Source organism: Aeromonas sp. R2-2 (assembly GCF_040908355.1).
In the GTDB taxonomy this organism is placed as follows: domain Bacteria; phylum Pseudomonadota; class Gammaproteobacteria; order Enterobacterales; family Aeromonadaceae; genus Aeromonas; species Aeromonas veronii.
Genome location: NZ_JBFODQ010000072.1, coordinates 16,885 through 40,504 on the forward strand (window position 1 = coordinate 16,885; position 23,620 = coordinate 40,504).

Sequence of the window (23,620 nt, forward strand, 5' to 3'; positions counted from 1 at the left end):
TCAGATTCCTGTGCCAAGTTGCCAGCCTTGCGGCGCCTGTTGCCAGGGGGCAGGGGGCGCTATCTGCGGTGGCTCGGCAAGATAGAGGGGAAATTGGGAGAAAATTGTCTGCAAGCGATGTGCCAGCTCTTGCCACTCCGCTGGTTGAAGTGGCCTGGCGGCCTGCCATGTCAGATGCTGACCGTCCAGAGTCAGGGTGAGCAGCAGTTGGTCATCATGGCGTAGTTGCCACTGTTGGCCATCTGGCATCAGTTGATAATCGGGTTGTGGTAGCAGCCAGGCGGTGAGGCGATCCAAGCCCAGCCCGTCCACCTGCTGCTGGCCGCGGCGGCGGTAGTCGTCTGACTGTTGCTCAAGCCGGTGCAGGGCTTGCAGCAGCCGCTCAGGCTCGGCCAGCTCGCTCAAGGTCAGCCGCCCAGCCAGCTGGAAGCGGGCGATCACCTCGTCGTTGAACTGTTGATTGTCGACGATGGGCACCGCCAGAGTCGGCAGGCCGAGACAGGCCCGCTCCCAGGTCATGCCGCCGGCGGCGCCGATGGCGAAGTCGTGCTGTTGCATCAGTTGCGCCATCTGGTCGCTCTGGCGCAGCAGTGTGAGCGGCATATCGGGCAGTTCGGCGACCCGTTGTTGCAGCTCGGGCCAGAAAGGGTTTGCCCCACCGGCTACCAGAGTCCAGCTGACGGTTTTAGCCCATGGCAGTCGAGCCAGCGTGTTGAGGGTCGTGAGGCAGGCTCCGGCCGGATCGGCACCGCCAAAAGAGATGAGGCCACGTTGCCACCGGCTGACCTTTTGGCGTGCAAGCTGGCGATAGGCGGGGCGCAGCAGGGCATAGTCGGTGCCCAGCAGCAGCCGACAGTCGGCAGGAGCGAGTGACTGGTAATCGGCGGCGCTGCGCAGTGGCCCCTGATCCAGCAGCAACTGACCATGATGAGGGCGATCGGCCAGATCGTCGATCACCAGCAACTGACCACAGTGCATCGCCAGTGTCTGCTCGATCTGTCGATCAATCTGGTAGTGATCACACACCAACCACTCCGGACGCAAGGTGGGCAAGGGGCCTGCGTCGTCCAGAGCGCAAAGAGGGTGATGCTGGTGGGATTCCAGCAGTGGCAGCAGGTGAGTCGGTAGCTGATAGCAGAGAAAGTGGCACTCGGCGCCAGCCGTTTTCAGCCGATCGGCAATGGCCAGACAGCGCATCAGATGACCCAGGCCGATTTCGGCGCCGGCGTCGAGCCGGAAGGCAACCTTAAACGCCATCTTGGGCCAGCACTTGATAGAGCAATTCGGCTAGGTGCCAATCTTCCGGTGTATCGATGTCGACCACTCGGTGCCGCGGCAGTATGTGGCCAATCCCTTCTCCCCCCACCGGGCTGATCCCTCCCAGCCAGGCCGCACGGCTGCCCCAGTAGAACTGGCCGGCATCCTGATAGGCGGGCTCCAGATCCTGAGAGCGTTTCGCCATCTGCTCCGGCCAGAAGGGGGTGACCCGGCCCTGCTCATCCATGCGCACGGCGCGCTGGATAGGGAAGCCGAATTCGGCCACGGTGTAGACAAATGGAGCATTACTTGCGATCAGTCGTTGATGGGCGGCCTTCAAGTCATCGGCTTGAATCAGCGGGACAGTGGCATAGATGCAGCAGTAGTGCTCTGCCTGGATGCCGAGCTGGTCGAGCCGCTGGATGGTGTCGATCACCACAGGGGTGGTACCTGTGTGATCATCGGCGAGGTTGGCTGGCCGCAGAAATGGTACTTCCGCGCCCAGTTGACGAGCAACTTCGGCAATATCCTCATCATCGGTGGAGACCACCACCTTGCTGAAACAGCCAGATTGTTGCGCCGCCTGGATGGCATAGGCGAGCATGGGCTGGCCACAGAAGGGGCGGATATTCTTGCGTGGAATGCGTTTGCTGCCACCCCGGGCCGGGATAATGGCGATGGCCATGATGGGTTCTCTCTGCTGGATTAATGACTGGCCAAAGCCAGGATAATCGATGACAACTCTTTGATTATTTTTGATATTATACTGGTTTTTCTGCTTGTATTATCGATTTTTGCTACGGAATGGTGGCCGTGTGGTCGATAAGAGAGACAGGTCATGGAAGTTATGGAAACTGTATGGCGTTGAAGATGAGTTATGGCGTTGAGCTACGCCCGATCGCGCCGTGGGATCTTCCTGCCTTGCGGCGTTGGCGCAATAAGGATGAGGTGCGAATGCAGATGGTATCCCAGACGTGTATTTCGCCACGGCAACAGCGCCAATGGTTCACCGCCACCCGTGAGCGGCGGGATCAGCAGCACTGGGTGCTCTGGTGCAAGGGTGTACGAGCGGGCTATGTCAATCTGAAAGGTGAGTGCCAGGGCGAGCTACAAGGTCAGGCGGTCGCCGATGCGGGACTCTATCTGGGCAACTCGACCGTGCGGCATCCCATGCTGGCCGTTGCTGCTGCCTTATCCCAGCTTGATCAGGGTTTTGACGAGTTGCACATCGGTTGTATCCGCACTTTGGTTCGGGAGAACAATCGCTCGGCCCTGCGCTTGAATGAACAACTGGGTTACCGCCAGATAGGGCAAGAGACCGGATTTTTTGCTTTGGAACTGCGGCCTGCTGATTACTATGCCGCCCGTGAGCGGCTACGGAGATTTTTCAGATGACAATCGCATTGGAACAAGTTTTTGCCGAGGCGCTGGGTATCGATATCGGCAGCGTCAGCGATGGGCTCGCCTACAACAGTATCCCGCAGTGGGATTCTGTAGCCCACATGGGACTGATTGCCCAGTTGGAGGATAACTACGGCGTGCTGCTCGACACCGATGACATTATCGACATGAGTTCGGTCGGCAAGGCGCGCGAGATCCTGGCCAAGTACGGGGTCGCTTTCTGATGCAGGGACTGTTGCAGGGCAAGCGGGTGTTGATCACCGGTGCCGGGCGTGGCATCGGGCTTGCCATCGCCCGCCAGTTTGCCTCTCAGGGGGCTGAACTGTGGCTGGGAGGCCGTGATGAGGTGACCATGAGTCAGCTGGCGACCGCGATTGGTACTGAGTTTGGAGTGCCCTGCCAGCCTCTCTGTTTTGATGTGGCTGATCCGTCGGCGGTCAAGCAGGCCTTTCAACAGCTGTTTGCCCAGACCCGCCAGCTGGACGTGCTGGTCAACAATGCCGGCATGCTGGAAGAGGCGTTATTGGGGATGGCGAACCAGACCCATCTGCAAAAGACATTCAGCAACAATACCTTTAGCGTGATCTACTGCAGCCAGTATGCCGCCCGCCTGATGCAGCGCAGTGGTGGCGGCAGCATCATCAATCTCGCCTCCCTGATGGGGCTGGTGGGGGCAGCCGGGCTCAGTTGCTATGCCGGCAGCAAGGCAGCGGTGATCGGTATTACCCAGTCACTGGCCAAAGAGCTGGCCGCCAGCCAGATCCGGGTCAATGCCATTGCTCCAGGTTTTATCGATACCGATATGGCGCATGCCATCCCGGAAGAGAAGTTTGCCGAGCGGGTGGCTAGCATCGCGATGGGACGGATTGGCACGCCAGATGAAGTGGCAAAAGTTGCCCTGTTTCTCGCGTCCGACTTGTCGAGCTATGTGACCGGGCAGGTGATTGGGGTCGATGGGGGGATGGTGATTTGAGTGCGCCCGACTTGCTGAGCCATTTGGTAGAGGAAAATCCAGCACCAGCCTGGCTAGACCCGCAAGAGGGGTGGCTCAGTTATGGTGAGCTGGCCCGGCGAGTGGCGCAGTTGGCCACCACCTATCCTGCTGGCCGCCATTTGGTCTACCTGCCATTTGTGACGTCCACCCTGCATCTGCTGCACTACTTGTTGGCTCTGCGTGATGGCCACGCCATCATGCTGGCCGATCCTGCACAGGATGCCCGGTTGCACCGTGAGCAGAGCCAGCGCTTTGGTGTCAGTCTGCGGGTATTGGAGGATGGGGCAGTTGCGCATCTTGGCGATGCCCCTTCACTTCACCCAGAGCTGGCCATGCTGCTGCCGACATCGGGCAGTACCGGCTCCTGCAAATGGGTGCGATTGTCGCGAACCAATCTTGATGCCAATGCCGCGGCCATCGCCGCATATCTGGCGCTGAACGGGCGTGAGCGAGCCATCACCTCATTGCCACTTTTTTACTCCTTTGGGATGTCGGTACTTAACAGCCATCTTTTGGTTGGCGCCTCTCTGGTTTCATGCACTGCCAGCCCCCTTGAGCGCCACTTCTGGGATGAGGTAAATCGTCATCAGGTCACCAGCGTGGCGGGGGTCCCGTTTACCTTTCAGATGCTAAACCGCTTGCGTTTTGACTGGGCCAGTTATCCTAGCCTGATGACACTGACCCAGGCAGGAGGACGGCTTGAGCCGGCGCTGGCAAAACAGTTTGCCGAGCAGGCATCAGTGCTTGGTCGCCGTTTTTTCGTGATGTATGGCCAGACCGAAGCGGCACCACGCATCGCCTGGTTGGCACACGATGAAGTGATGATTGCCCCCAATGCCATCGGCCGTGCCGTACCGGGCGGGCATCTCTCTCTGCGTCATGAGTCCGGCTTTCCCGACGGGGAGGGGGAGCTGGTCTACGAAGGGCCAAACGTGATGCTGGGCTATGCGGAGCGTCCTGAAGATCTGGCGCGGGGGCGTGATATGGATGCGCTCTTTACTGGCGATCTGGCTCGTTGTGATGCGGCGGGCCGATTCTATCTGACTGGGAGGCTCAATCGTTTCCTGAAGCTGTTTGGCAAGCGGGTGAGCTTGGCTGAAGTGGAGGCCTGGTTGCAGGGGAGGGGCTATGCCTGCGCTGCGACCGGCCGCGATGATCGCCTGTTGGTGGCTATCGAGGCAGATGCGTGCCCCTGTGACGCACTGCAGCTGGAGCTGGCCCGCTGGCTGATGGTGCCGCCATCAAGCGTGCGTATCTACCAACATCATTTGCCACGACGCAGCAATATGAAGATTGATTATCCGGTCCTATTAACAGAGCTGGAGCAGCTATGAACAGGCTGTTTGATGCGCCGGTTTTCGGGCTGCCCCAACAGGAAAAAAGTGGGCTGCTCCTTGCTCGCCTGAATGAATTGACGCAGCGCCATGCGCAGGGGTGCCCAGCTTTTGCCAATATTCTGTCGGCGTTTGGTTGGGGGCAGGCTTCGACGTATCAAGAGCTTCCCTATCTGGCCGCCCGCCTGTTCAAATTGGCCCAATGGCAGAGTGTGCCGCAAGAAGAGGTATTCAAGGTGCTCACCTCCTCTGGCACTACCGGAACGCCGTCACGAATTGTGCTGGACAGGGATACAGCCGCGTTGCAGAGCAAGGTGCTGGTGAAGATCCTGCAAGAGTTCGTCGGCAAGCAACGGCTTCCCATGCTGCTGGTGGAGCAACCCGCCCTGATTCAAAACCGCAGCGGTTTTTCCGCCCGCGGTGCCGGTGCGCTGGGGCTCTCCTTCCTTGGCCGAGACCATACTTATGCCCTCGATGAGCAGATGCGGCCCAACTGGCCGGTCATCGAGGCGTTTTGTGACAAATATGCGGGCCAGCCGGTCCTGCTGTTCGGCTTCACCTTCATGGTGTGGCAATGTCTGCTGGAGCCGCTGCGTGAGCGCGGTCTAGAACTGCCGCTGACGCAGGGCACGCTTTTTCACAGCGGTGGCTGGAAGAAGCTGCAACACCTCGCGGTGGATAATCCTGCCTTCAAGCTGCGCTGCCATGAACAGTTGGGGCTGAGCCGGGTGCATAACTTCTATGGCATGGTGGAACAGGTGGGGTCGGTGTTTGTTGAGTGTGAACATGGCCATCTTCATGCTCCCCTCTTTGCCGATCTGCTGGTGCGGGATCCGCTGACCCATCGACCGCTCGGGGTCGGTCAACCCGGTTTGTTGCAAGTGCTCTCGACCATTCCCCAAAGTTATCCAGGCCACAGTTTGCTCAGCGAGGATCTCGGCGTGCTGCTGGGGGAAGATGATTGCCCCTGCGGACGTCTCGGCCGTTATTTTCATGTATCAGGGCGTCAGCAAGGCGCCGAGGTGAGGGGATGCAGCGACACTTTCCAGTGATCCGGTCAGATGTAGAAGATGCCATTTGGCAAGCGGGGCCAGAGGTCGCTTTCGTGGCTCCCGTCAGCGGTTGGCAAGGTTTTGTCATTGGCCCGTTGCCAAGCTTTGCGCCCGTCATCTGCGACTTTGTGGCTGCGCTCTCTGCACGTCTGCTGAAGGAGGGGCGAGAGAACCCGGATCTGGCCGCCTTTGGCTTTTGGTTGCGGCCGCGCCAGATTGAGGTACAGCGCAAACGCACGGCAGGGCGTGCACCCTTGGGGATGGTTTTTCATCTGGTCCCCTCCAACGTGCCGACCGTCGCGTTCTACTCCTGGATCATGGCGCTGCTGATGGGCAATGGGTCCGTGGTACGTCTCTCATCGCGCATCGACCAGGTGCAAGAGGCCATGCTGACCATCCTGAACGAGCTTTTCTCTCTGCCCGAGTGGCAAGAGATTGCCTCCCGTACCCGTTTTATCCGCTATGACCACGACGAGGGCATCACCGCTTGGCTGTCGGCCCGGTGCCGCCTGCGCATCATTTGGGGTGGTGATGAAACCATCGGTCAGGTACGGGCTATTCCGCTTTCACCCCGCGCTCAGGAAATTGTATTTCCGGATCGTCGCTCCATGGCGGTATTTGATAGCCAATGGCTAGCCAGCCTGGATGCTGCCGCGTGGCGGCAATTGGTTGCGGCTTTGCAACAAGACTTTACCCGTTTCAATCAGCAAGCCTGCGCCTCGCCCACCACGATTTGCTGGTTGGGCACTCCCGATAGTGTGTTGCGCCGTCGTTGGCTCGAAGCAGTCTTTGTCCCTTTTGCAGACAGCCCTGCCCTGATGATGGAGCGCCTCATCAATTGTCAACAAAATGCCGCTCTCGATGGTCAGATGCAGCTGGAGACCTTTGCTGGCGTCACCTTATTGACTCCCACCGCCTCTTTGCGGCTTGCACACATCGGAGGAGGTACAGTTGCCGAATTCGTTGCCGATACCCTTGAAGAGTTGCTGTTACAACCTTGGGATATGCAGACCTGTGTCTGGGTTGGGCCAGATAAAATGCGGCTTGAGTGTGCTCTACAGCTGTCGCCTTGCTGCCGTATCGATAGGGTGGCAAGTCCGGGACAAGCGCTGGTATTCGAATGGCTCTGGGACGGCATCGACATGCTGGTGGCCTGCAGCCGTCAGCTTGACCGTATTGAATAGTGGATTCCTGGTCACATAAATCAAGTTATATCAATGAATTAGCTTGGTCAGGCACGGCTCTTGCAGTAAATATTGACATGAAGGGCAGGAAGGGTTGACAGAGACCGTGCGGTAGCCTTGTCCATTTTCTCCAATTCGCTTCTTTTTTACTCTAATTCTGGATTCTCTATGAAAGTCAGCATACTGGTGCCGGTGTATAACCTCGGGCGCTTTATCGAGCCCTGTCTGCTAAGTCTGCTGGAACAGCAAACCAATTTCGATTTTGAGGTCATTGCCATTGATGACGGCTCGAGCGATGACTCCTGGGCCATTATGCAGCGGCTGGCACAGCAGTGGCCTCAACTCAAGGCACTACAGAATGCGCAGAATATGGGGTTGGCCAAGACCCAGAAACGCTTATTGAGAGAGGCGAACGGCGAATATATCGCCTATGTAGACGGGGATGATCTGGCTCTGCCGGGCAAGCTGCAACGTCAGGCAGATTATCTGGACGCGCATTCCGGTTGCACCCTTTGCTACCACGAAGCGGAGATGTTTGATGATGAAACTTGCGCACGAATCAAGCTCTTCACCCGCGATTATTACAATGCTCGCTATCTCGAACTAGTGATGACGCGGGAGGCATTGATCCGTTTCGGGGTGTTCGTCAATGCCAGTTCCATTATGTTTCGCCGTTATGAAGGGATGGAGAACGCCATCGATGAGGGGTGCAAGATCATCCTCGATTATCCCTGGCATATCTTGAACCTCTCCCACAATCCGGGGACGCTGGATTTTATCCCCGAATTATTGGGCCGCTATCGCTTCCATACCCAGAGCTTTGGCGGGCAAACCCGCAAATCGGCTGAACGTCGTGAACAGTCGCTGAGTGATCTGCTGCGCGCCTGTGATAACGCCGCTGCGTTTGGGGCGGATCCCGTGGCCATTGCCCAGGGGCGTGCCCATCACTATTACTCTGCCGCACTCTACTTTCTGCGGCAGGATGACGTAGCCCGCTTCACGCAGCTTATCGAACAGTCAGTTACTGAGGTAGCGAAGCTGGCGCCAGGCTGGTTCTTCGATGAGCGACACCAACTGGCTTGGATGCAGCGGGCCCATCCAGCACGGGTCATGCAACAACTGTTTGGAGAGGCGGCATGAGTTATCAGGCGATCGTCATTGGCGCTGGGCTTTCCGGTGCCGTCATGGCTGAACGAATGGCCAGCCAGCTTGGCTGGAAGGTGCTGGTGCTGGAACAGCGCGACCATATAGGTGGCAACTGCTTTGACGAGTATGACGAGCATGGTGTGTTGATCCATCGCTATGGGCCACATCTCTTCCATACCGACAACAAGGAGGTGTGGGATTACCTGTCACAGTTTACCGAGTGGTTGCCTTACGAGCATCGTGTGTTGTCACGCATCGATGGGCAATTGGTGCCGATCCCGTTCAACCTGACCAGCATCGAACGTTGCTTCCAGACCGACAAAGCCGCTGCCATGATTGAGGCCCTGCGTACCCGGTTCGGGGATGGCGCCAGAGTACCGATTCTCGAACTACGCAAGGAGCAGGATCCCCTGCTGGGCGAACTGGCTGATTTCATCTATCAGAAAGCCTTTGTCAACTACACCAGCAAACAGTGGGGGGTACCGCCCGAGCAGGTCTCCCCCGAGGTGACGGCGCGGGTTCCCGTGGTGGTCTGTCGGGATGAGCGCTACTTCACCGACCCCTGGCAGGCGGTGCCAGCCGCAGGCTATACCGCCATGTTTGAGCGCATACTTGCGCACCCTTTGATTGACGTGTGGCTGTCTACCCCCATGGTGCAGCGTGTCAGGTTGGATTGGCATCAGAAGCTGGTGTGGTTGGATGGCGCACCTTTCGATGGTCCACTGATATATACCGGTATGCTTGATCAGTTGATGCCGGCAGAGGGGAATTCCTTGCCATACCGCTCGCTGCGTTTTGAACATCGCCATCTGGCGCAAGAGCAATTCCAACCTGTCACCACCGTCAATTATCCGAATGAAGAAGCCTTCACCCGGATAACCGAATTCAAGCATTTCAGCGGGCAACAGCATCCCGGCACCAGTATCGTGTACGAATATCCCTGTGACTATAAGCCTGAGCAGGGGTTAGAGCCTTACTACCCGTTGTTTACCGATGAGGCCAAGCAACGCTACCTTGCTTGTTGTACCGAGTTAGCTCAATTTCCACAAGTAATCGCGTTGGGGCGTTTGGCCGAATATCGTTATTTCGATATGGATGATGCGATATTAAATGCATTGCATAAATTTGCTCGTAGCGTCTTTCATCATACATAAAAACATTCCGAGTAAGGATTTTGGGATGAGTAAACAAGAACAAGTAAAAATACAATGCAAAGCAAGTATGGATATGGCCTATAATGCGAATTGGCAATTGCCATTAAAACTATCCGAGATCGCATGGAGTCGCTATGACCTAGTGTCTCTTGATATTTTTGACACTCTGCTACATAGAGCCTTAATTAGTCCAAAGAGTCTTTTTCTGGAAATTGGACGTAAGGCCATTTCCCTAGGGTTACTTGATGAATGTATGTCACCTGCAGACTTTGCTCAACTGCGCATGGATCTGGAGCATGAAGCAAGGCGTTTGAGTACAGGAAAAAGCACTGAAGTGACATTGTCTCAGATATGGGCACAGGCACCGGCAACTATGCCGATAACGGAATTGATGACTCTCGAATTAGAAGTTGAATATGCTCATTCTTTCGTGAACCCTTACAGCAGAGTACTAATCAAAAAACTTCAAGAAGATAGTATTCGAGTCTGCTTGACTAGTGATACTTATTTTCCTCGAGATTTCATCAAGCGCTTATTGGCCAAGGCCCACATCGATATATCAGGGATCGATCTTTTTCTGTCTTGTGAAGAGGATGCCAACAAAAGTACAGGTACTCTATTTAATAAGTTATTAGCAGTTGATGGGATAAGACCCGAGCGGATATTGCATATAGGGGATGATCTTACCGCTGACTATCTACAGGCTAAAAAAAATGGTTTGATGGCTTGCCATCTCGAACATATTCATTTGCCCATGTCAACAGGGCATAATGAAATGTTATTGGGCATGGATAATATTCAGGACCCTTTGCATTCAATTCGTTGTATTGGCCATTTTGTTCATCCCTTAAAAAATGATCCTGTAGCATTTTTCCGCTATTTCGGTGCAAGTGTTCTCGGTCCAGGGCTTTGTGCTTTTGCACTTTGGGCAGTAAAAGATGCTATTGCAAAAGGGGTGAGCATGATTTGCCCCATTATGAGAGAAGGGGCTATTTTAGCTCCATTGCTGGAAAAGGCAGCCTTTCAACTGGGTGCAAACCTAGAGATTAAACCATTCTATATTTCCAGACGAGCAGCTTTTCTTCCGGCCATGAGAGAATTAGATGAAAATTCCCTTAGGCAATATTACGGTCGTCGCCAATTCTCACTGGCTGCTCTGATCGAAGAGTTGGCATTACCGGAAGTGCCGCAGGCTTTGCAAGAGCACTTACCACAAATGCTCTATGATATTCCTTGTCAGAAAGAGCTCAAGGAGTATATTTTTTCTATTCCTGTACAGGAAGCCGCACGAAGGGCGAGCAAGGAAGCAAGAAGTCGTTTGAGGGACTACGCCTCCTCACTCTGGTATGGACACCAGAAGGTCGCGATGATGGATTTGGGGCCGGGAGGAAATTCTTTAGCATGGTTAGCAGATAGTTTGGGCGAGTTGGCGAACAGAATAACTATCAACTACCTTTTCTACTCTATACCTGAGTTGGCCAAACACAGGCGCCATGGCCATCAATATGCAGTCTTTATGCCGCATACACCTGAATCTGTGCCCTTGCTACGACTATTTAACCGTAGTCCCGAGCCCATTGAAATATTGTTGACGGGGCGCCACCAGACCACTTTGGGTTATCAGCGACTTGATGACGGTACAGTCGCCCCATTGCTGGGGCGAGCTTTCTATGATCCGCAGCAGGAGTTATTGCTGGAAGAGTTCTCCAAAGGTGTTGATCTGGCTTGGCGTCATTTTTCTCATGCTTGTCAGTATGTAGAATATGATTGGCTCACTGGACCGGAAGTTCGTGCAGTAGAGCTCAGATATATTCAGAGACTCTTGGAATTGCCAACTAGCCAAGAGGCAACTTTTCTTGGGGATCTGTTATTTGATGATAATGCCGGTTCTGATTCCTATGGCCGAATTTGTGCAGCGTCCGATGAGGAATTGTTGCGATTGATTGGGCCTGATGATTTTCTTCGTCAAGCCCGCCAGCAATGGGGTTACCAAAGTCGTGGGGTGCGTTGGCCTCAAGGGGTAGTAACTCGTTACCGTTCTGACATATTGGCGGCTCAGCGTAGGGCTTTATTTAATGATGTTGATCACAAGTTATTGTGTGTTACCTTGCTCGAACAGCTAAAACATGCTGGATATAGCAAGGCGACCCTTTATGGTGGTGGCAAGTTAGGCCATGAGATGCTTCATGAAGCTATGGCGAGAGGAATTGAGATTGATTTTGTTGTCGACAGCAATGTAACACTTCATGGCTTGAGGATACTTGATAGGGAGATAGTGCCATTGGCTCGTGCTGCCAGAGATGGTTGCGGCCAATATCTGGTTGCTTCGGCTGCCTTCTCTGTCGCTATCGTAGAATGCATCGTTCGTTATTACCAAGAACAGAATTTACCTTGTCCCGCTATTTACGCCATAAAGGGGAGCAGACCTTGAAAATTGCTTTTTTGTCCAAGGCTGATGCTGCAGGGGGCGGGGCCAGCCGTATCGCACAAGACTTGGCTGAAGGATTCAGGGAGCAGGGTCATGAGACCGTCCATTGGGTTTCGTGGACACACACAGGTTATGACGCACACCGTCGTCGCCTCTATGGTGAGCGTTGGCAGCGTAGTTTTTACCGTTACAGCAGAAATATCAAAAGCTGGTTTGCACCTGATGTCATTCCTTTTGAATGGCCCAATCTTTATTGGCAGAATTTACCGGCCAATTTTGATTTGGTTCATGTCCACGATATCTCGTCAGCTATGTCCAGTTGGAGTGTGCAGAGACTGGCTAAGCAGATGCCGGTCTTATGGACTCAGCACGATTGCTCTGCCTTCACGGGTGGCTGTATTAATCCTTTGAGTTGTACCAATTATCGTAGTGGCTGTGGTAATTGCCCACAACATGGCCAATGGCCATTGGATAGCCGGTTTGATTACAGCCGTTTGAAGAGGCGCCTGAATCAGCAGGCTCTTGATGTCTCACAACTGACGTTGGCAACGCCGTCTCGTTGGTTGCAGCAGTGGGCATTGGATAGCGGTCATGTGCAAAGTCCCCCCTTGCTGCTTCGAAACGGGGTAAACATAAACATATTTAAGCCTGTGACCAGACCAGTTAAAGATGTTCCAATCATTGTACTTGCGGCTGCCTCCCTATCCAGTCCCTACAAAGGTATCACCGATGCAATCAAAGCTCTGACACAGTTATTAACATACCGAGCTTATGAACTGATCGTTATTGGAGATGCCGATGACAGTACGAAAACCAGTTTTCAAGGATTACCTGTTGTAACCTTCACCGGCCATATCCGTGACCAGAATATGTTGGTTAGTTATTACCACCAGGCAGATCTATTACTGATGCCAAGCCTAGCTGATAACCAGCCTTTGCAGTTATTGGAAGCGATGGCCTGTGGTCTGCCCGCGGTTGCGTATGCAACTGGAGGAATACCTGAGTTATTGGGAAATAATGAAAGAGGATGGTTGGTACCAACAGGTGATTTCCATGCTTTGGCAAACGCATTGGCTCATGCGTTATCGTCAGTCCCTGATCTTATTGCTAAAGGTATGACGGCAAGAGAATGGGTAACTGATAATCACAGTAAGAATGTTATGTTTGCCGAACATTTGACTGCTTACCAAAATATTATAACTACATGGCAAGATCGCTATAGCAAAAAATAGTTATTATATATTCGAATAATATCAGCATGATCTTCGTAAAAAGGTCTGGACCTGAATTGAACGATTACAGGATGGAATTTGTTATGGGCAGAGTTATTGTGTTTGGAACTGGCAGGTTATTTCAAACATTTCTTCCATTTATCCATTCAAACTATGACATTATTGCCTTATCGGATAATGATATTAAGTTACATGGTAGCATTCAACATGGAATTAAAGTCATTGACCCAGCGACTATAGGAATGATGGATTTTGATTTTATAATTGTTGCTAGCATGTATTTTGATGAGATCAGTTTACAGCTAATAAATCTTGGTATTAGCTGTGACTTGATCAGAGCTGTGTATGATGATGCGTCGATAAGTGCCAGCGTCGCTCGTTATTTGATTGCCCATCCGGAATTTGAGTCTGCTAGGGCTAAAATATCATCGCTATCCGATGCGAAAAATAAATTGATAGTCATGAACTCTTTGGGACGTGGTGGTGCTGAACGCGCATTGCTAAATCTGTGTAGGCGAATTGAGCACAGGATCAAAGTGCTGGTAGTTGTCATTGAAGGGGGAGGTGAGTTCTTCAATGACGTAAATAATCTGGTGTCGACAGTCGAAATCTTCACATCTCTTGAAAATAGATTGCTGTATCGTTGTTTGTTTATACATTACTCTGCGTTTGATATTTGTAATAAACTATTCGGAGGATGTAAGTACGATACCGCCACGGCCTATATTGAAGGTTTGTCCACATACCTGGTTTCTGGTGTCAATAGTCATTATCGGGTAGCATGTGTTCATGCCAATTTAGATACGCACCATATCAGTAAACAGTCCTATGCTTCACTGCATGAAGAATATAATGCGTATGCCATGATGGATAATATTATATTTGTTTCCGAATCTGTCAAGAAAGGATTTATGAGTAAAATAGGTGACTTTGGTCATCGCATGGCTATTATTGGTAATATCTTTGATGTTGATGCAGTAAGAAATAATGCTCAAAAAGAGTCTGGTGAATTGCTCCCATTTCCATACTTTGTTGCAGTAGGCAGGCTTGTGGAAGTTAAAGGGTTCGACAAGCTTGTCCGTGCTTATTCGAAAGCTATCTGTGGTATTAAAAATCCTTTAAAGTTAGTTATCATCGGGGATGGACCATTAAAAGAAAATCTGCAGAGATTGATATCTTCGCTTGGTATGGAAGAGAATATTTATCTACTTGGGCAGAAAGAAAACCCCTACTCTTATATTTATCATGCGCAGTGCCTTTTTTCATCTTCGGTTAGTGAAGGTCATCCACTTGCTATTGGTGAGGCGATAATCCTCGGAACCCCTGTTATCGCGACCAATTGCGAAGGAAACGCAGGGATGCTAGCAAATGGTCGTTATGGTTACTTGTGTGAAAATGATGAAGATGGCTTAACCTCGGCACTTTATCATCTACTAACCATACCAATGTATCATCCAATATTAAAGTTTAAATCCATTAGTGGCCAGAACAGTTTATCTGGAAAAGACGAAAGTAAGCAATGGAATGGTATGATACTTAGAGGGGAATGATATGAAAAAAAAGATAGTGATATTTGGTACAGGCAGTTTATACAGAAGATCATTGATTTATATAAATGGGTTGTGTGACATTGTTGCATTTTCAGATAATAACAATTCTCTACATGGTTCTATAATCGATGGTGTTACGGTCATCCCCCCTGAAGATATTTTATTAAAAAAAATTGATGGTATTTTTATACTCAGTTCTTATGTCAAAGAGATACACTCACAGTTAATTAATATTGGAGTCGATGAGTCTCTGATTGCTCATGGTCGAGAGATATTGACTGATATATTCCAATCGTTATTAGGCAGAGTCTTAATAAATAGTGATGCTCATGTGAGTGGCACCAAAGGAAACGTATCATTTTTCATCGACACATTAGGTAATGGCGGCGCTGAAAAAGCTTTGGTTGATCTAACCAAAATGCTTTCAAAGAAAAATATTTCAGCATCTCTTACCGTGACCTTCAATACGGGGGATTATTTCGATTCAATACCTGATGGATTTCCGATAAGAGTATTATTCAATCCCAGTGACAAAGAATTAGTTGATTTAGCATTTACATTAATTGAATGGAAAGCTATTAGAAAAATACTGAGAATAACTGATAGTTCTATTGAAGTATCATTTCTAGATGGATTAAGTTCATGTCTAGTCGTTGCTGGTAATGCGGACAAAAAGATAGGATGGATACATTCTGATCTTGCGTATTATCTTAACGATGGAAAAAAGAAAAAATATGCATCAATGTTATATTCGTTGTTCACAGATATTGTCTTTGTAACACACAACGCTCAAGTTATTTGGGAATGCTTGTTCTCGGAGCTCACACACGTTCAAAAGCATGTCATTTATAATATAGTGAATGTAAGCGATATTACAAGGCACAAACGTCAGTTAGCATTTGATAAAATAACATTTGTGGCTGTAGGTCGTCTTGACTATGTGAAAGGTTTTGACCTGCTGGTAAGTATATGTAATAGGCTGAATGATGAGGGTTATGATAATTATCAGCTGCTTATTATTGGAGAGGGAAATGATAGGCCCCATATTTTGAAAATGATAGAGGAACTTAATGTTCCAAATGTCAGCCTCTTGGGGCATCTTGCATATCCTTACCAGTATATTGATGCGGCTGATTTTCTTATATCATCATCGCGTTCCGAAGGTTTTTCGCTAGTTATCCTCGAATCCCTTTTACTTGGCACACCTGTGATTGCGACAAAAACAGCTGGTGCTATGGAGCTAATTACCAATCTAGGGGGGGGGGTATTGGTGGAGAATAATATTGATGCTCTTTATTTAGCAATGAAAAATGCATGCAATGGAGAGTTAAATGAAATCGTACCTGCTATAGAAAACTTCGAAGATATACATAGGGAAACATGCGATAAAATAATCGGTATTTTTGGCGGGGGAAGGGATGTATTTTGATGTTACGATAATAACTGGTTATCGAGTGGGGACTGACTCGCTCTGTAAATACATGTCCAAACACCCTGAAATATATTGTCCTGGATATTATGGCACTAAATTCAGGGCTCATGAATATTCAGATAAAACGTTCACTGACATTATCAATTGCAAACGAAATGTTTTTATTTGGCATGATGGTAATACAGACTTTTTATATAGCGGCGATGTACCTATAAAACATAAGTATCTTATTCACCCTGTGAGGCATCCTTATGAGCAAATGATTGCAAATTATAATGCATCACTACAGCAAGATATTATCTCTAATAATGAGATCGTTGATATTGGAAAGTATATAATGCAAGGCAACATGAATTCATTGCATTGTTCATTAAGTTACTCAAGTCATTATTGTAATTATGAGAAAGTAAAAGTAGTTGATTTTTCAAATCTATCATCTGTTCATATAAATAAAACAATGAATGATATTTATCAATGGTTAGGTTTGGAAGCATGTGCAAATTTTGAAAATGATATTTCATTTAAAAGAGATCACGTTGATTTTTTCTTGAAAAGATCCCCCTTACTTATCAATCATAAGAATATTAACTGGGCTATATATTTTATCAGACATGGTCAAGTAGTGCCTAAGCACCTTCATCCCATTGGCGTTACCAGCACCGATGAGCTTGGTATGCTAACCATATGCATTAGTAAGGGGGAGCTCTATGCTAATAGACTTCAGTATCATGGGTTAACTGCTCTTGATGTGGAGTTAATGATCGATAGTGTTTTTTTACCTTGGGTAAACAGGCTTGAAGAAAAGTTAGAACTATTTCAAAGTAAGAAGATTAGTTCATTACCATCACAAGTTATGGCAATAATTGATGATGAATGTCAAGATTATTACAATCGGGTTTGCGAGTATTATCCTGAGATAGATATTCTATGGAGAGATAAATGGGCATTAAGATCGATTTAAATTTTGATGATGTATATAAAACGTTAGAGTTAGATGGTGAGCGTGATAAAAGCTCATTTTTGTTTATTGCTAAAATAAATCAACTATTTAATAGGCTGCATACCTCCAATAGTGCTTCTGTATATTTATTTGGGGCTGGAGCGGGCGGAAGGGCTCTTATAAACTCTGGGTTATTAAATGGTTTGCTATCTGGAATTCTTGATAATGATGAAAGAAAGTGGGGATCACAGTTCAATGGATTGACCATATTTTCACCATGCGTGTTAAATAATAATAAAAATGCATTGATTCTTGTACTTAGCGATTGGCATGATGACATCAAGACCCAATTAAAAAATATTGGTGTCGCAGAAAAAAATATAATAAATATTATGCCTATATATTATTCTTATCAATGGTTGATAGAAACTTCCCCTATCGAATTTTATATATCCTCATGCGAAGGATTATGATATGGCAAGTGTAGATAAATATGATTTATTTGTGATGTCTCTTGCTCGATGTGGTACTAATTTTATTTCAAAATGTTTGGATGACCATCCTCAGATAAATCCTCTTGGATATACAAGAAATGAAATTATAACAAGACATCATAGAGTAGATATATTTAATAATGGAAATCTTTCATATTATCACCTTCATGTAGTGAATAACTTTTGTTATTGGGAAACAATAAAGAGAATAATCACTCGTAAGTATTTTCTTTATTCGGTGAGAAATCCACTTGATTTGGCTATATCATATTATAATTTTTGCTTATTACAATATCATTTTGGATATAGAAAAGAAAGGCCTGTAGTTGATGAAATATTACTGCATCGTGACTTTATTATTAGACAAAACTCTATAGCTATTGGGATGAGCTTAGAGCATGAGTTTAGGAATGTGATGTGTATTGGTTTTTCTTCGCTAAAAATAGACAGAGCACAAGAAACAATGAATAAAATATCATTGTGGTTGAATGTTCAGCAACATGATATTAATGATATTTCAATTAAGGCAGAATCCTCTTTATCCATAGTTTTATCTTTTATTCCAATGAATATAAAAATAAAGGACAAGCTAGTTCAGATTTACTTTTCTGAATTGGAGGCTGGGCCTGCGGTAAGTGGATTGCCAAAGCATATTTTTAGGCGTTACATTAAAATCATTAATGTAGATAGTATGGCTTTTGGAAAGATATATGGATTTATTGACCATGATTTTTTATTTTCTTTAGGTGATATAATCTCTTTTCAAGAACATATGGGTGAGCTATGTTCTAAAATTAATAGAGAGTTGGAAGGATGGTTAGCAGGTGCTATCGATATAGTACATGCTGCTAGGAGTGAATATATAAATCATATTCCTAAAGATGTAGAGCAAAAAATATCCTCTTACTATAATCCTTATATAAAGCAACTTTCTATACGGCATCCAAATGTTATAGATGAATGGTAATGTAAAATGGTGATATGGATTACAGGCCTTTCTGGTGCCGGAAAAACAACGGTTGCAAGGTGTCTTGTATCAAAGTTGAGGAATGCGGGAGAAAAAAATGTCGTTCACTTGGATGGAGATGAACTGAGAAGTGCTTTTTTTTCCGATGTTACTGGCGATCCTCACTCACTTACTAACAGATTGAGAATCGCGTATAAATACTCTGCTCTTTGTGATATGTTATCTAAACAAGGTGTAACAGTTGTAATATCTACAATATCATTATTTCACGAAATACATAAATGGAATAGGGATAATATACAAGGATACTATGAGGTATATTTAGATGTTCCTTTGAATGTTCTTTCATCTAGAAATCAAAAAGGACTCTACAAAAATTATGCTGCTGGCCACATAGATAATATTTGTGGACTTGATATTAAAAGTGAATTTCCAACGCATCCTGATTTGAAAATAGAATACTCTGAAGCAATTAATGCAGAAGAAAATGCTGAGTGTATATACAATAATATAAAGGGGGTTATAGAATGAAAGTCAATAGTGGTGATTTTACCGGCCTAGCTGAAAGATATTCAAAAAATCGTCCGGATTATAGTGTTTCTGTATTAAAGGCTCTGCTGTCCCTTGTTGATAAGCCGGTACATGATATCGATTTTGTTGATGTCGGTGCTGGTACAGGGATTTGGACTAGAATGGTCAGGGAAGCTGGCGTTAAGAGTGTTATTGCAGTTGAGCCTAATGACGACATGAGAAAATTTGGTATTTGTGATACACCTAACAACGCTAAATTTGCCGATGTGATATGGAAGCCCGGTTCCGGTGAAGATACGGGACTATTATCTGAAAGTTGTGATCTGATCTCTATGGCATCGTCGTTTCATTGGGCTGATTTTGATAAGGCGACTCAAGAGTTTCATCGGGTTTTAAAAGACAATGGTCGATTCGTTGCATTATGGAATCCTCGTCTGATAGAAACCAACCCACTTTTAGTAGAAATAGAAAACTATTTAATTTTCCTAAAAAAAGATATAAATAGAGTGTCATCAGGACGTTCAGGTGTCACTGACGTTTTAACGGAAAAACTAAATGATAGCCCATACTTTGATGATGTAATATATATTGAAGGACGTCACTCTGTATACATGACACCAGAGCGTTATTTGGGGGCATGGCATTCAGTTAATGATCTTCAGGCTCAGCTTGGACGTAAGTTATTTGATGACTTTATCAAATTTGTTGAGTCTAAAATTAAAGGCCTGGATTTTATTGAAGCTGATTATTTGACAAGAGCTTGGTCTGCTAGAAAAGTGGTCTAATTTTTTATCGTTAATTAGCATTCATATAACTTAATTAAAGAAGAGTGGCCGCTGTTTAGCTACTGTGGCCATATATTAAATATGGTGACTAATGATGCTTCAATTTGGTACTAAAGCGGAAACATTGGCTACCTTAAGTGGAGTCAGGCTAAGTGCAAACATTCCATTTTCTATATATTTTTCTTATGGAATGTGGATTGAGGATCGCCACGCTATCATAAATTCAGTGCACGATAATATATCTGGTCGGTTAATTGTAAGATCTAGTTGTATGGCAGAAGATAGCCATTCACAGTCGAATGCAGGGGCGTTCCTCTCTGTTGCAAATGTCGAGTTTGGTTTTTTAGAATCGGCTATTGAACAGGTATTCACATCTTATGGTGAGCATCCGGATGATAATGATCAGGTATTGGTACAGCCAATGCTAGAGCAGGTTGTGTTATCTGGCGTCGCGTTTAGTCACGATCCAAGCAGTTGTTCTCCTTATCGAGTTATTAATTGGCATGAAGGTGAAAACACAGCTTTTATCACATCAGGATGTGGTGGGAAAATATGGATATCATCCAGCCATGTATCTTCTGATAAAATTGAAAATCCTTATATATCACAAGTTATCAAGTTGATTGATGAGCTTTTAGTATATTTCGGTGGCATTCCTGTTGATTGTGAGTTTGCTTTTACCAAATCGGATGGCTGTTTGACTCTGTGGTTGTTACAAGCCAGACCTCTCATATTGAAATATCGACCTGACTCGGATGATGAGCATTATAAGAAATTAAGACAGATTACAGATAAAGTTGAATTGGGCATGAGTGAACACCCATTCTTGATGGGGAAGAGGACTGTCTACGGTGTGATGCCTGATTGGAATCCTGCCGAAATAATCGGATTAAGGCCAAAGCCACTGGCTTTATCACTGTATCGTGAGCTTATAACAGATAGCACATGGGCATACCAACGAAATAACTACGGCTATCGGAATCTTAGAAGCTTTCCTTTAATGCTACATTTTTATGGCATGCCATACATTGATGTTCGCTTGTCATTTAACTCGTTTATTCCAGCCAACCTGCCAGATAATGTTGCCGGAAAGCTGGTCGATGCTTATATAGATCGCTTGCTGGATAAACCTTATCTACATGATAAGGTTGAATTCGAGATCGTCTATTCCTGTTATACTCTTGATCTCCATGAGCGACTGCAGTCTTTGAAAAATGAAGGTTTCTCTGAGCGTGAGATCACGACAATTACTGAGCATCTTAAGGAATTGACCAACAAGATCATCGATCCAGAGTTGGGACTCTGGAAAGAGGATGCAAGCAAACTCGATATTCTCAAAGAGAGAAGGGAAAGGCTGCTGCAATCCAGTATTGGAAAACTAGATACTATATATTGGTTAATCGAAGATACTAAGCGTTATGGTACGCTACCTTTTGCTGGTTTGGCTCGAGCCGGTTTTATTGCAGTACAGTTTCTAAAGTCTTTGGTTAGTGTGGGCGTGTTTACTCAACATGATTATGATTGTTTCATGAATAGTTTAAGCACTGTAAGTGGTCAGTTATCCCATGATAGAGATATTTTAAGTAAAGAGCTATTTTTAAATAAATATGGGCATTTACGCCCGGGGACATACGATATAGAATCCCCTCGCTATGATGAGGCTCCAGATTTGTATTTTGATTGGAATTCTTCAACATCGAATGCAGCATCAATGAGTTCCCCTTTTTCGCTGACTCTTAATCAGATGAAGTCGATCTCAGCGTTGCTTAGAGATCATGGGTTAAAACCGGATGTGGTGGGCTTGTTTGATTTTTTGGAATCAGGTATTGAGCTAAGAGAATGGTCTAAATTTGAGTTCACGAGAAATTTATCCGATATCATCGCATTAGTCGGTTCCTACGGTGAGTCTTTAGGATTTAGTAAATCAGCAATGTCATACTGTGATATTTCTGTCTTCAAAGAATTACAAGTAGGAGCGATGGACCCTGTCGATGCTATTCGTCGCTCTATTGATGTAGGAATGAGTAGATATAAGGACAGTTTGAAAATAATTCTTCCCCCAGTTATTACATCACCTGATGATGTTTGGGCATTCGAACTGTCCGAAGCAAATCCTAATTTTATTACTCAAGGGGTTACAACAGGGCATGTGGTAACCGATTCCAATAAAGATAATTTCTCTGGGGCGATTATATTTATTCAAAGTGCAGACCCTGGTTATGACTGGATATTTTCATATCCGATCGCCGGTTTGGTTACTGCATGGGGTGGTGCGAACTCTCATATGGCCATTCGTGCCGGGGAGTTGGGTATTCCTGCGATAATTGGCGCCGGTGAAGTTTTGTTTAAAAAGTGGTCGTCTGTTAGCAGGATAACAATCAATTGTGCGGCTAAAAAAGTCGATATATTAAGTTGATCTGAGCATGTTCAAAGTAATAGTTACTCAGCGTGTGGATAGTTTCAAGGAACGCAATGAGACCCGTGATGCCTTGGATCAGGATGTTTGTCGATGGGTGGTGGCTGCGGGCGGGTTACCTTTCCCAGTGTCGAATGTGTTGGATGAGGCAACACTTCTTCAATATCTTCATCATATAAAGCCAGATGCAATTATTCTCTCAGGTGGGAATGATATAGGCGATTTTCAGTGCAGGGATAATACGGAGAGTAGAATATTGAACTGGGCCCATTCACATAAGGTTCCTACCTTGGGTATTTGCCGTGGTATGCAGATGCTTGTCACCTGGTCTGGCGGGACATTGAATGAGGTAACTGACCACGTTGGGAAAAGGCATGATATATATGGTGATATCTCCGCTAATGTTAACAGTTTTCACCGCTATGGTGCATTATCTGTTCCTGAGAAGTTTACTGTTATAGCAAGGTCAACAGAAGGCACTATTGAGGCGATTGCACACCGAGATTGGCCATGCGAAGGTTGGATGTGGCATCCGGAGCGTGATTTTCCTTTCAGCTTGGTATGGCTTGATCGGTTTCATAAGATAGTGATGGGAGGATGACATGACAAAAGCAATTATTTTGGCTGCCGGTCGAGGTAGTCGAATGAAAGAGATGACAGCAGCCAAACCAAAATGTCTTACGCTGTTACATGGCAGACCTCTTCTTGAATATCAACTTTCAGCGCTAAAAGAGGCTGGTATTACTGATATTGCAGTTGTGACTGGGTATATGAGAGAGGCTCTTTTATCCTACGATTTGGTTGAGTTCCATAATCCAAGATGGGCTGAAACGAACATGGTTTCATCACTGTGCTGCGCACGCGAGTGGCTGATGAACGAGGAATGTATTGTTTCATACTCTGATATATTTTATACATCCGAAGCTGTAATTGCTTTGCTTAGTAATAAGGATGATATATCTCTAACTTATGATCCAAGCTGGTTGGATTTATGGCGTCAACGTTTTTCTGACCCGTTATCTGATGCGGAAAGTTTCAAGCTTGATGATGAGCATTTTCTTACTGAAATTGGTAATAAGACTACCGACGCTGCTCTAATACAGGGGCAATATATGGGTCTCTTGAAGTTTTCACCCGTAGGTTGGAAACAAGTAGAGATGTATCGTGCAGAGTTACCGGCTGTGATGCAAGATAATATGCATATGACCGGCACCTTAAATGCCATGATTCAACAAAATAATATAAAAGTTCGTGTTTTTCCCTATGAAGGACGGTGGGGGGAGATTGATTCACAAGAAGACTTGGCTTGTTATGAATAATAAA

22 protein-coding genes are annotated in these 23,620 nt (G+C 46.8%); 20 read left to right on the forward strand and 2 right to left on the reverse strand.

The window, feature by feature from the left end; all coding sequences use genetic code 11:
- Both pseG and pseF read right to left on the reverse strand, forming a co-directional pair.
- Window positions 1-1,257: a UDP-2,4-diacetamido-2,4,6-trideoxy-beta-L-altropyranose hydrolase gene (gene pseG / locus AB5Z09_RS14840; RefSeq protein WP_368195583.1), complete on the reverse strand. Its 1,257-nt coding sequence runs from the start codon at window positions 1,255-1,257 to the stop codon at window positions 1-3.
- Window positions 1,247-1,942, reverse strand: coding sequence for a pseudaminic acid cytidylyltransferase (pseF, locus tag AB5Z09_RS14845; RefSeq protein WP_368195584.1), 696 nt, complete (start codon window positions 1,940-1,942; stop codon window positions 1,247-1,249). The genes pseG and pseF overlap by 11 nt, the downstream gene beginning before the upstream one ends.
- A gap of 173 nt (window positions 1,943-2,115) precedes the next feature.
- On the opposite strand from pseF, the gene AB5Z09_RS14850 reads away from it, so the two are divergent.
- The 20 genes from AB5Z09_RS14850 (at window position 2,116) to AB5Z09_RS14945 (ending at window position 23,616) form a co-directional block, all read left to right on the forward strand.
- Complete coding sequence (locus tag AB5Z09_RS14850) at window positions 2,116-2,652, forward strand: GNAT family N-acetyltransferase (protein ID WP_368195585.1); 537 nt, start codon at window positions 2,116-2,118, stop codon at window positions 2,650-2,652.
- A complete protein-coding gene (locus tag AB5Z09_RS14855) occupies window positions 2,649-2,882 on the forward strand; it encodes an acyl carrier protein (protein WP_042012685.1) in 234 nt (77 codons plus the stop codon). Before AB5Z09_RS14850 ends, AB5Z09_RS14855 begins: the two co-directional genes overlap by 4 nt.
- Window positions 2,882-3,631 carry an SDR family NAD(P)-dependent oxidoreductase gene (locus AB5Z09_RS14860; protein WP_368195586.1) on the forward strand — a complete coding sequence of 250 codons (750 nt, stop codon included), beginning with the start codon at window positions 2,882-2,884 and terminating at the stop codon, window positions 3,629-3,631. The genes AB5Z09_RS14855 and AB5Z09_RS14860 overlap by 1 nt, the downstream gene beginning before the upstream one ends.
- Complete coding sequence (locus AB5Z09_RS14865) at window positions 3,628-4,986, forward strand: AMP-binding protein (RefSeq protein ID WP_368195587.1); 1,359 nt, start codon at window positions 3,628-3,630, stop codon at window positions 4,984-4,986. The genes AB5Z09_RS14860 and AB5Z09_RS14865 overlap by 4 nt, the downstream gene beginning before the upstream one ends.
- Window positions 4,983-6,038, forward strand: coding sequence for an acyl-protein synthetase (locus AB5Z09_RS14870; protein WP_368195589.1), 1,056 nt, complete (start codon window positions 4,983-4,985; stop codon window positions 6,036-6,038). Before AB5Z09_RS14865 ends, AB5Z09_RS14870 begins: the two co-directional genes overlap by 4 nt.
- A complete protein-coding gene (locus AB5Z09_RS14875; RefSeq protein ID WP_368195590.1) occupies window positions 6,017-7,222 on the forward strand; it encodes an acyl-CoA reductase in 1,206 nt (401 codons plus the stop codon). Before AB5Z09_RS14870 ends, AB5Z09_RS14875 begins: the two co-directional genes overlap by 22 nt.
- Before the next feature lie 168 nt (window positions 7,223-7,390).
- A complete protein-coding gene (locus tag AB5Z09_RS14880) occupies window positions 7,391-8,362 on the forward strand; it encodes a glycosyltransferase family 2 protein (RefSeq protein WP_368195592.1) in 972 nt (323 codons plus the stop codon).
- Window positions 8,359-9,522, forward strand: coding sequence for a UDP-galactopyranose mutase (glf, locus tag AB5Z09_RS14885; RefSeq protein ID WP_368195594.1), 1,164 nt, complete (start codon window positions 8,359-8,361; stop codon window positions 9,520-9,522). The genes AB5Z09_RS14880 and glf overlap by 4 nt, the downstream gene beginning before the upstream one ends.
- Before the next feature lie 25 nt (window positions 9,523-9,547).
- On the forward strand, window positions 9,548-11,953 hold the full coding sequence (locus AB5Z09_RS14890) for a hypothetical protein (protein ID WP_368195595.1): 2,406 nt from the start codon (window positions 9,548-9,550) through the stop codon (window positions 11,951-11,953).
- Window positions 11,950-13,182 carry a glycosyltransferase gene (locus AB5Z09_RS14895; RefSeq protein ID WP_368195596.1) on the forward strand — a complete coding sequence of 411 codons (1,233 nt, stop codon included), beginning with the start codon at window positions 11,950-11,952 and terminating at the stop codon, window positions 13,180-13,182. The genes AB5Z09_RS14890 and AB5Z09_RS14895 overlap by 4 nt, the downstream gene beginning before the upstream one ends.
- Before the next feature lie 71 nt (window positions 13,183-13,253).
- Window positions 13,254-14,732, forward strand: coding sequence for a glycosyltransferase (locus AB5Z09_RS14900; protein ID WP_368195597.1), 1,479 nt, complete (start codon window positions 13,254-13,256; stop codon window positions 14,730-14,732).
- A 1-nt stretch (window position 14,733) separates the two neighbouring features.
- A complete protein-coding gene (locus AB5Z09_RS14905; protein ID WP_368195598.1) occupies window positions 14,734-16,161 on the forward strand; it encodes a glycosyltransferase in 1,428 nt (475 codons plus the stop codon).
- Complete coding sequence (locus AB5Z09_RS14910; RefSeq protein WP_368195599.1) at window positions 16,151-17,125, forward strand: hypothetical protein; 975 nt, start codon at window positions 16,151-16,153, stop codon at window positions 17,123-17,125. The genes AB5Z09_RS14905 and AB5Z09_RS14910 overlap by 11 nt, the downstream gene beginning before the upstream one ends.
- Window positions 17,104-17,577: a hypothetical protein gene (locus tag AB5Z09_RS14915; RefSeq protein ID WP_368195601.1), complete on the forward strand. Its 474-nt coding sequence runs from the start codon at window positions 17,104-17,106 to the stop codon at window positions 17,575-17,577. The genes AB5Z09_RS14910 and AB5Z09_RS14915 overlap by 22 nt, the downstream gene beginning before the upstream one ends.
- A 1-nt stretch (window position 17,578) precedes the next feature.
- Entirely contained in the window at window positions 17,579-18,565 is a 987-nt protein-coding gene (locus AB5Z09_RS14920) for a hypothetical protein (protein ID WP_368195603.1), read from the forward strand.
- 6 nt (window positions 18,566-18,571) lie between these two features.
- A complete protein-coding gene (locus AB5Z09_RS14925) occupies window positions 18,572-19,096 on the forward strand; it encodes an adenylyl-sulfate kinase (protein WP_368195604.1) in 525 nt (174 codons plus the stop codon).
- Window positions 19,093-19,881 (forward strand): class I SAM-dependent methyltransferase, encoded by a 789-nt coding sequence (locus AB5Z09_RS14930; protein ID WP_368195605.1) that lies wholly within the window; start codon window positions 19,093-19,095, stop codon window positions 19,879-19,881. The genes AB5Z09_RS14925 and AB5Z09_RS14930 overlap by 4 nt, the downstream gene beginning before the upstream one ends.
- Before the next feature lie 91 nt (window positions 19,882-19,972).
- Window positions 19,973-22,297 (forward strand): PEP-utilizing enzyme, encoded by a 2,325-nt coding sequence (locus tag AB5Z09_RS14935; RefSeq protein WP_368195606.1) that lies wholly within the window; start codon window positions 19,973-19,975, stop codon window positions 22,295-22,297.
- 7 nt (window positions 22,298-22,304) lie between these two features.
- Entirely contained in the window at window positions 22,305-22,898 is a 594-nt protein-coding gene (locus AB5Z09_RS14940) for a gamma-glutamyl-gamma-aminobutyrate hydrolase family protein (RefSeq protein ID WP_368195607.1), read from the forward strand.
- Between the two features lies 1 nt (window position 22,899).
- Complete coding sequence (locus AB5Z09_RS14945) at window positions 22,900-23,616, forward strand: NTP transferase domain-containing protein (protein ID WP_368195608.1); 717 nt, start codon at window positions 22,900-22,902, stop codon at window positions 23,614-23,616.
- The last annotated feature ends 4 nt before the right edge of the window (window positions 23,617-23,620 follow it).

Coding starts and splice junctions, on each gene's coding strand:
- pseG (WP_368195583.1), bottom strand. CDS start 1,257: ATGGCGTTTAAGGTTGCCTTCCGGCTCGACGCCGGCGCCGAAATCGGC.
- pseF (WP_368195584.1), bottom strand. CDS start 1,942: ATGGCCATCGCCATTATCCCGGCCCGGGGTGGCAGCAAACGCATTCCA.
- AB5Z09_RS14850 (WP_368195585.1), top strand. CDS start 2,116: ATGGCGTTGAAGATGAGTTATGGCGTTGAGCTACGCCCGATCGCGCCG.
- AB5Z09_RS14855 (WP_042012685.1), top strand. CDS start 2,649: ATGACAATCGCATTGGAACAAGTTTTTGCCGAGGCGCTGGGTATCGAT.
- AB5Z09_RS14860 (WP_368195586.1), top strand. CDS start 2,882: ATGCAGGGACTGTTGCAGGGCAAGCGGGTGTTGATCACCGGTGCCGGG.
- AB5Z09_RS14870 (WP_368195589.1), top strand. CDS start 4,983: ATGAACAGGCTGTTTGATGCGCCGGTTTTCGGGCTGCCCCAACAGGAA.
- AB5Z09_RS14875 (WP_368195590.1), top strand. CDS start 6,017: ATGCAGCGACACTTTCCAGTGATCCGGTCAGATGTAGAAGATGCCATT.
- AB5Z09_RS14880 (WP_368195592.1), top strand. CDS start 7,391: ATGAAAGTCAGCATACTGGTGCCGGTGTATAACCTCGGGCGCTTTATC.
- glf (WP_368195594.1), top strand. CDS start 8,359: ATGAGTTATCAGGCGATCGTCATTGGCGCTGGGCTTTCCGGTGCCGTC.
- AB5Z09_RS14890 (WP_368195595.1), top strand. CDS start 9,548: ATGAGTAAACAAGAACAAGTAAAAATACAATGCAAAGCAAGTATGGAT.
- AB5Z09_RS14900 (WP_368195597.1), top strand. CDS start 13,254: ATGGAATTTGTTATGGGCAGAGTTATTGTGTTTGGAACTGGCAGGTTA.
- AB5Z09_RS14905 (WP_368195598.1), top strand. CDS start 14,734: ATGAAAAAAAAGATAGTGATATTTGGTACAGGCAGTTTATACAGAAGA.
- AB5Z09_RS14910 (WP_368195599.1), top strand. CDS start 16,151: ATGTATTTTGATGTTACGATAATAACTGGTTATCGAGTGGGGACTGAC.
- AB5Z09_RS14915 (WP_368195601.1), top strand. CDS start 17,104: ATGGGCATTAAGATCGATTTAAATTTTGATGATGTATATAAAACGTTA.
- AB5Z09_RS14920 (WP_368195603.1), top strand. CDS start 17,579: ATGGCAAGTGTAGATAAATATGATTTATTTGTGATGTCTCTTGCTCGA.
- AB5Z09_RS14925 (WP_368195604.1), top strand. CDS start 18,572: ATGGTGATATGGATTACAGGCCTTTCTGGTGCCGGAAAAACAACGGTT.
- AB5Z09_RS14930 (WP_368195605.1), top strand. CDS start 19,093: ATGAAAGTCAATAGTGGTGATTTTACCGGCCTAGCTGAAAGATATTCA.
- AB5Z09_RS14935 (WP_368195606.1), top strand. CDS start 19,973: ATGATGCTTCAATTTGGTACTAAAGCGGAAACATTGGCTACCTTAAGT.
- AB5Z09_RS14940 (WP_368195607.1), top strand. CDS start 22,305: ATGTTCAAAGTAATAGTTACTCAGCGTGTGGATAGTTTCAAGGAACGC.
- AB5Z09_RS14945 (WP_368195608.1), top strand. CDS start 22,900: ATGACAAAAGCAATTATTTTGGCTGCCGGTCGAGGTAGTCGAATGAAA.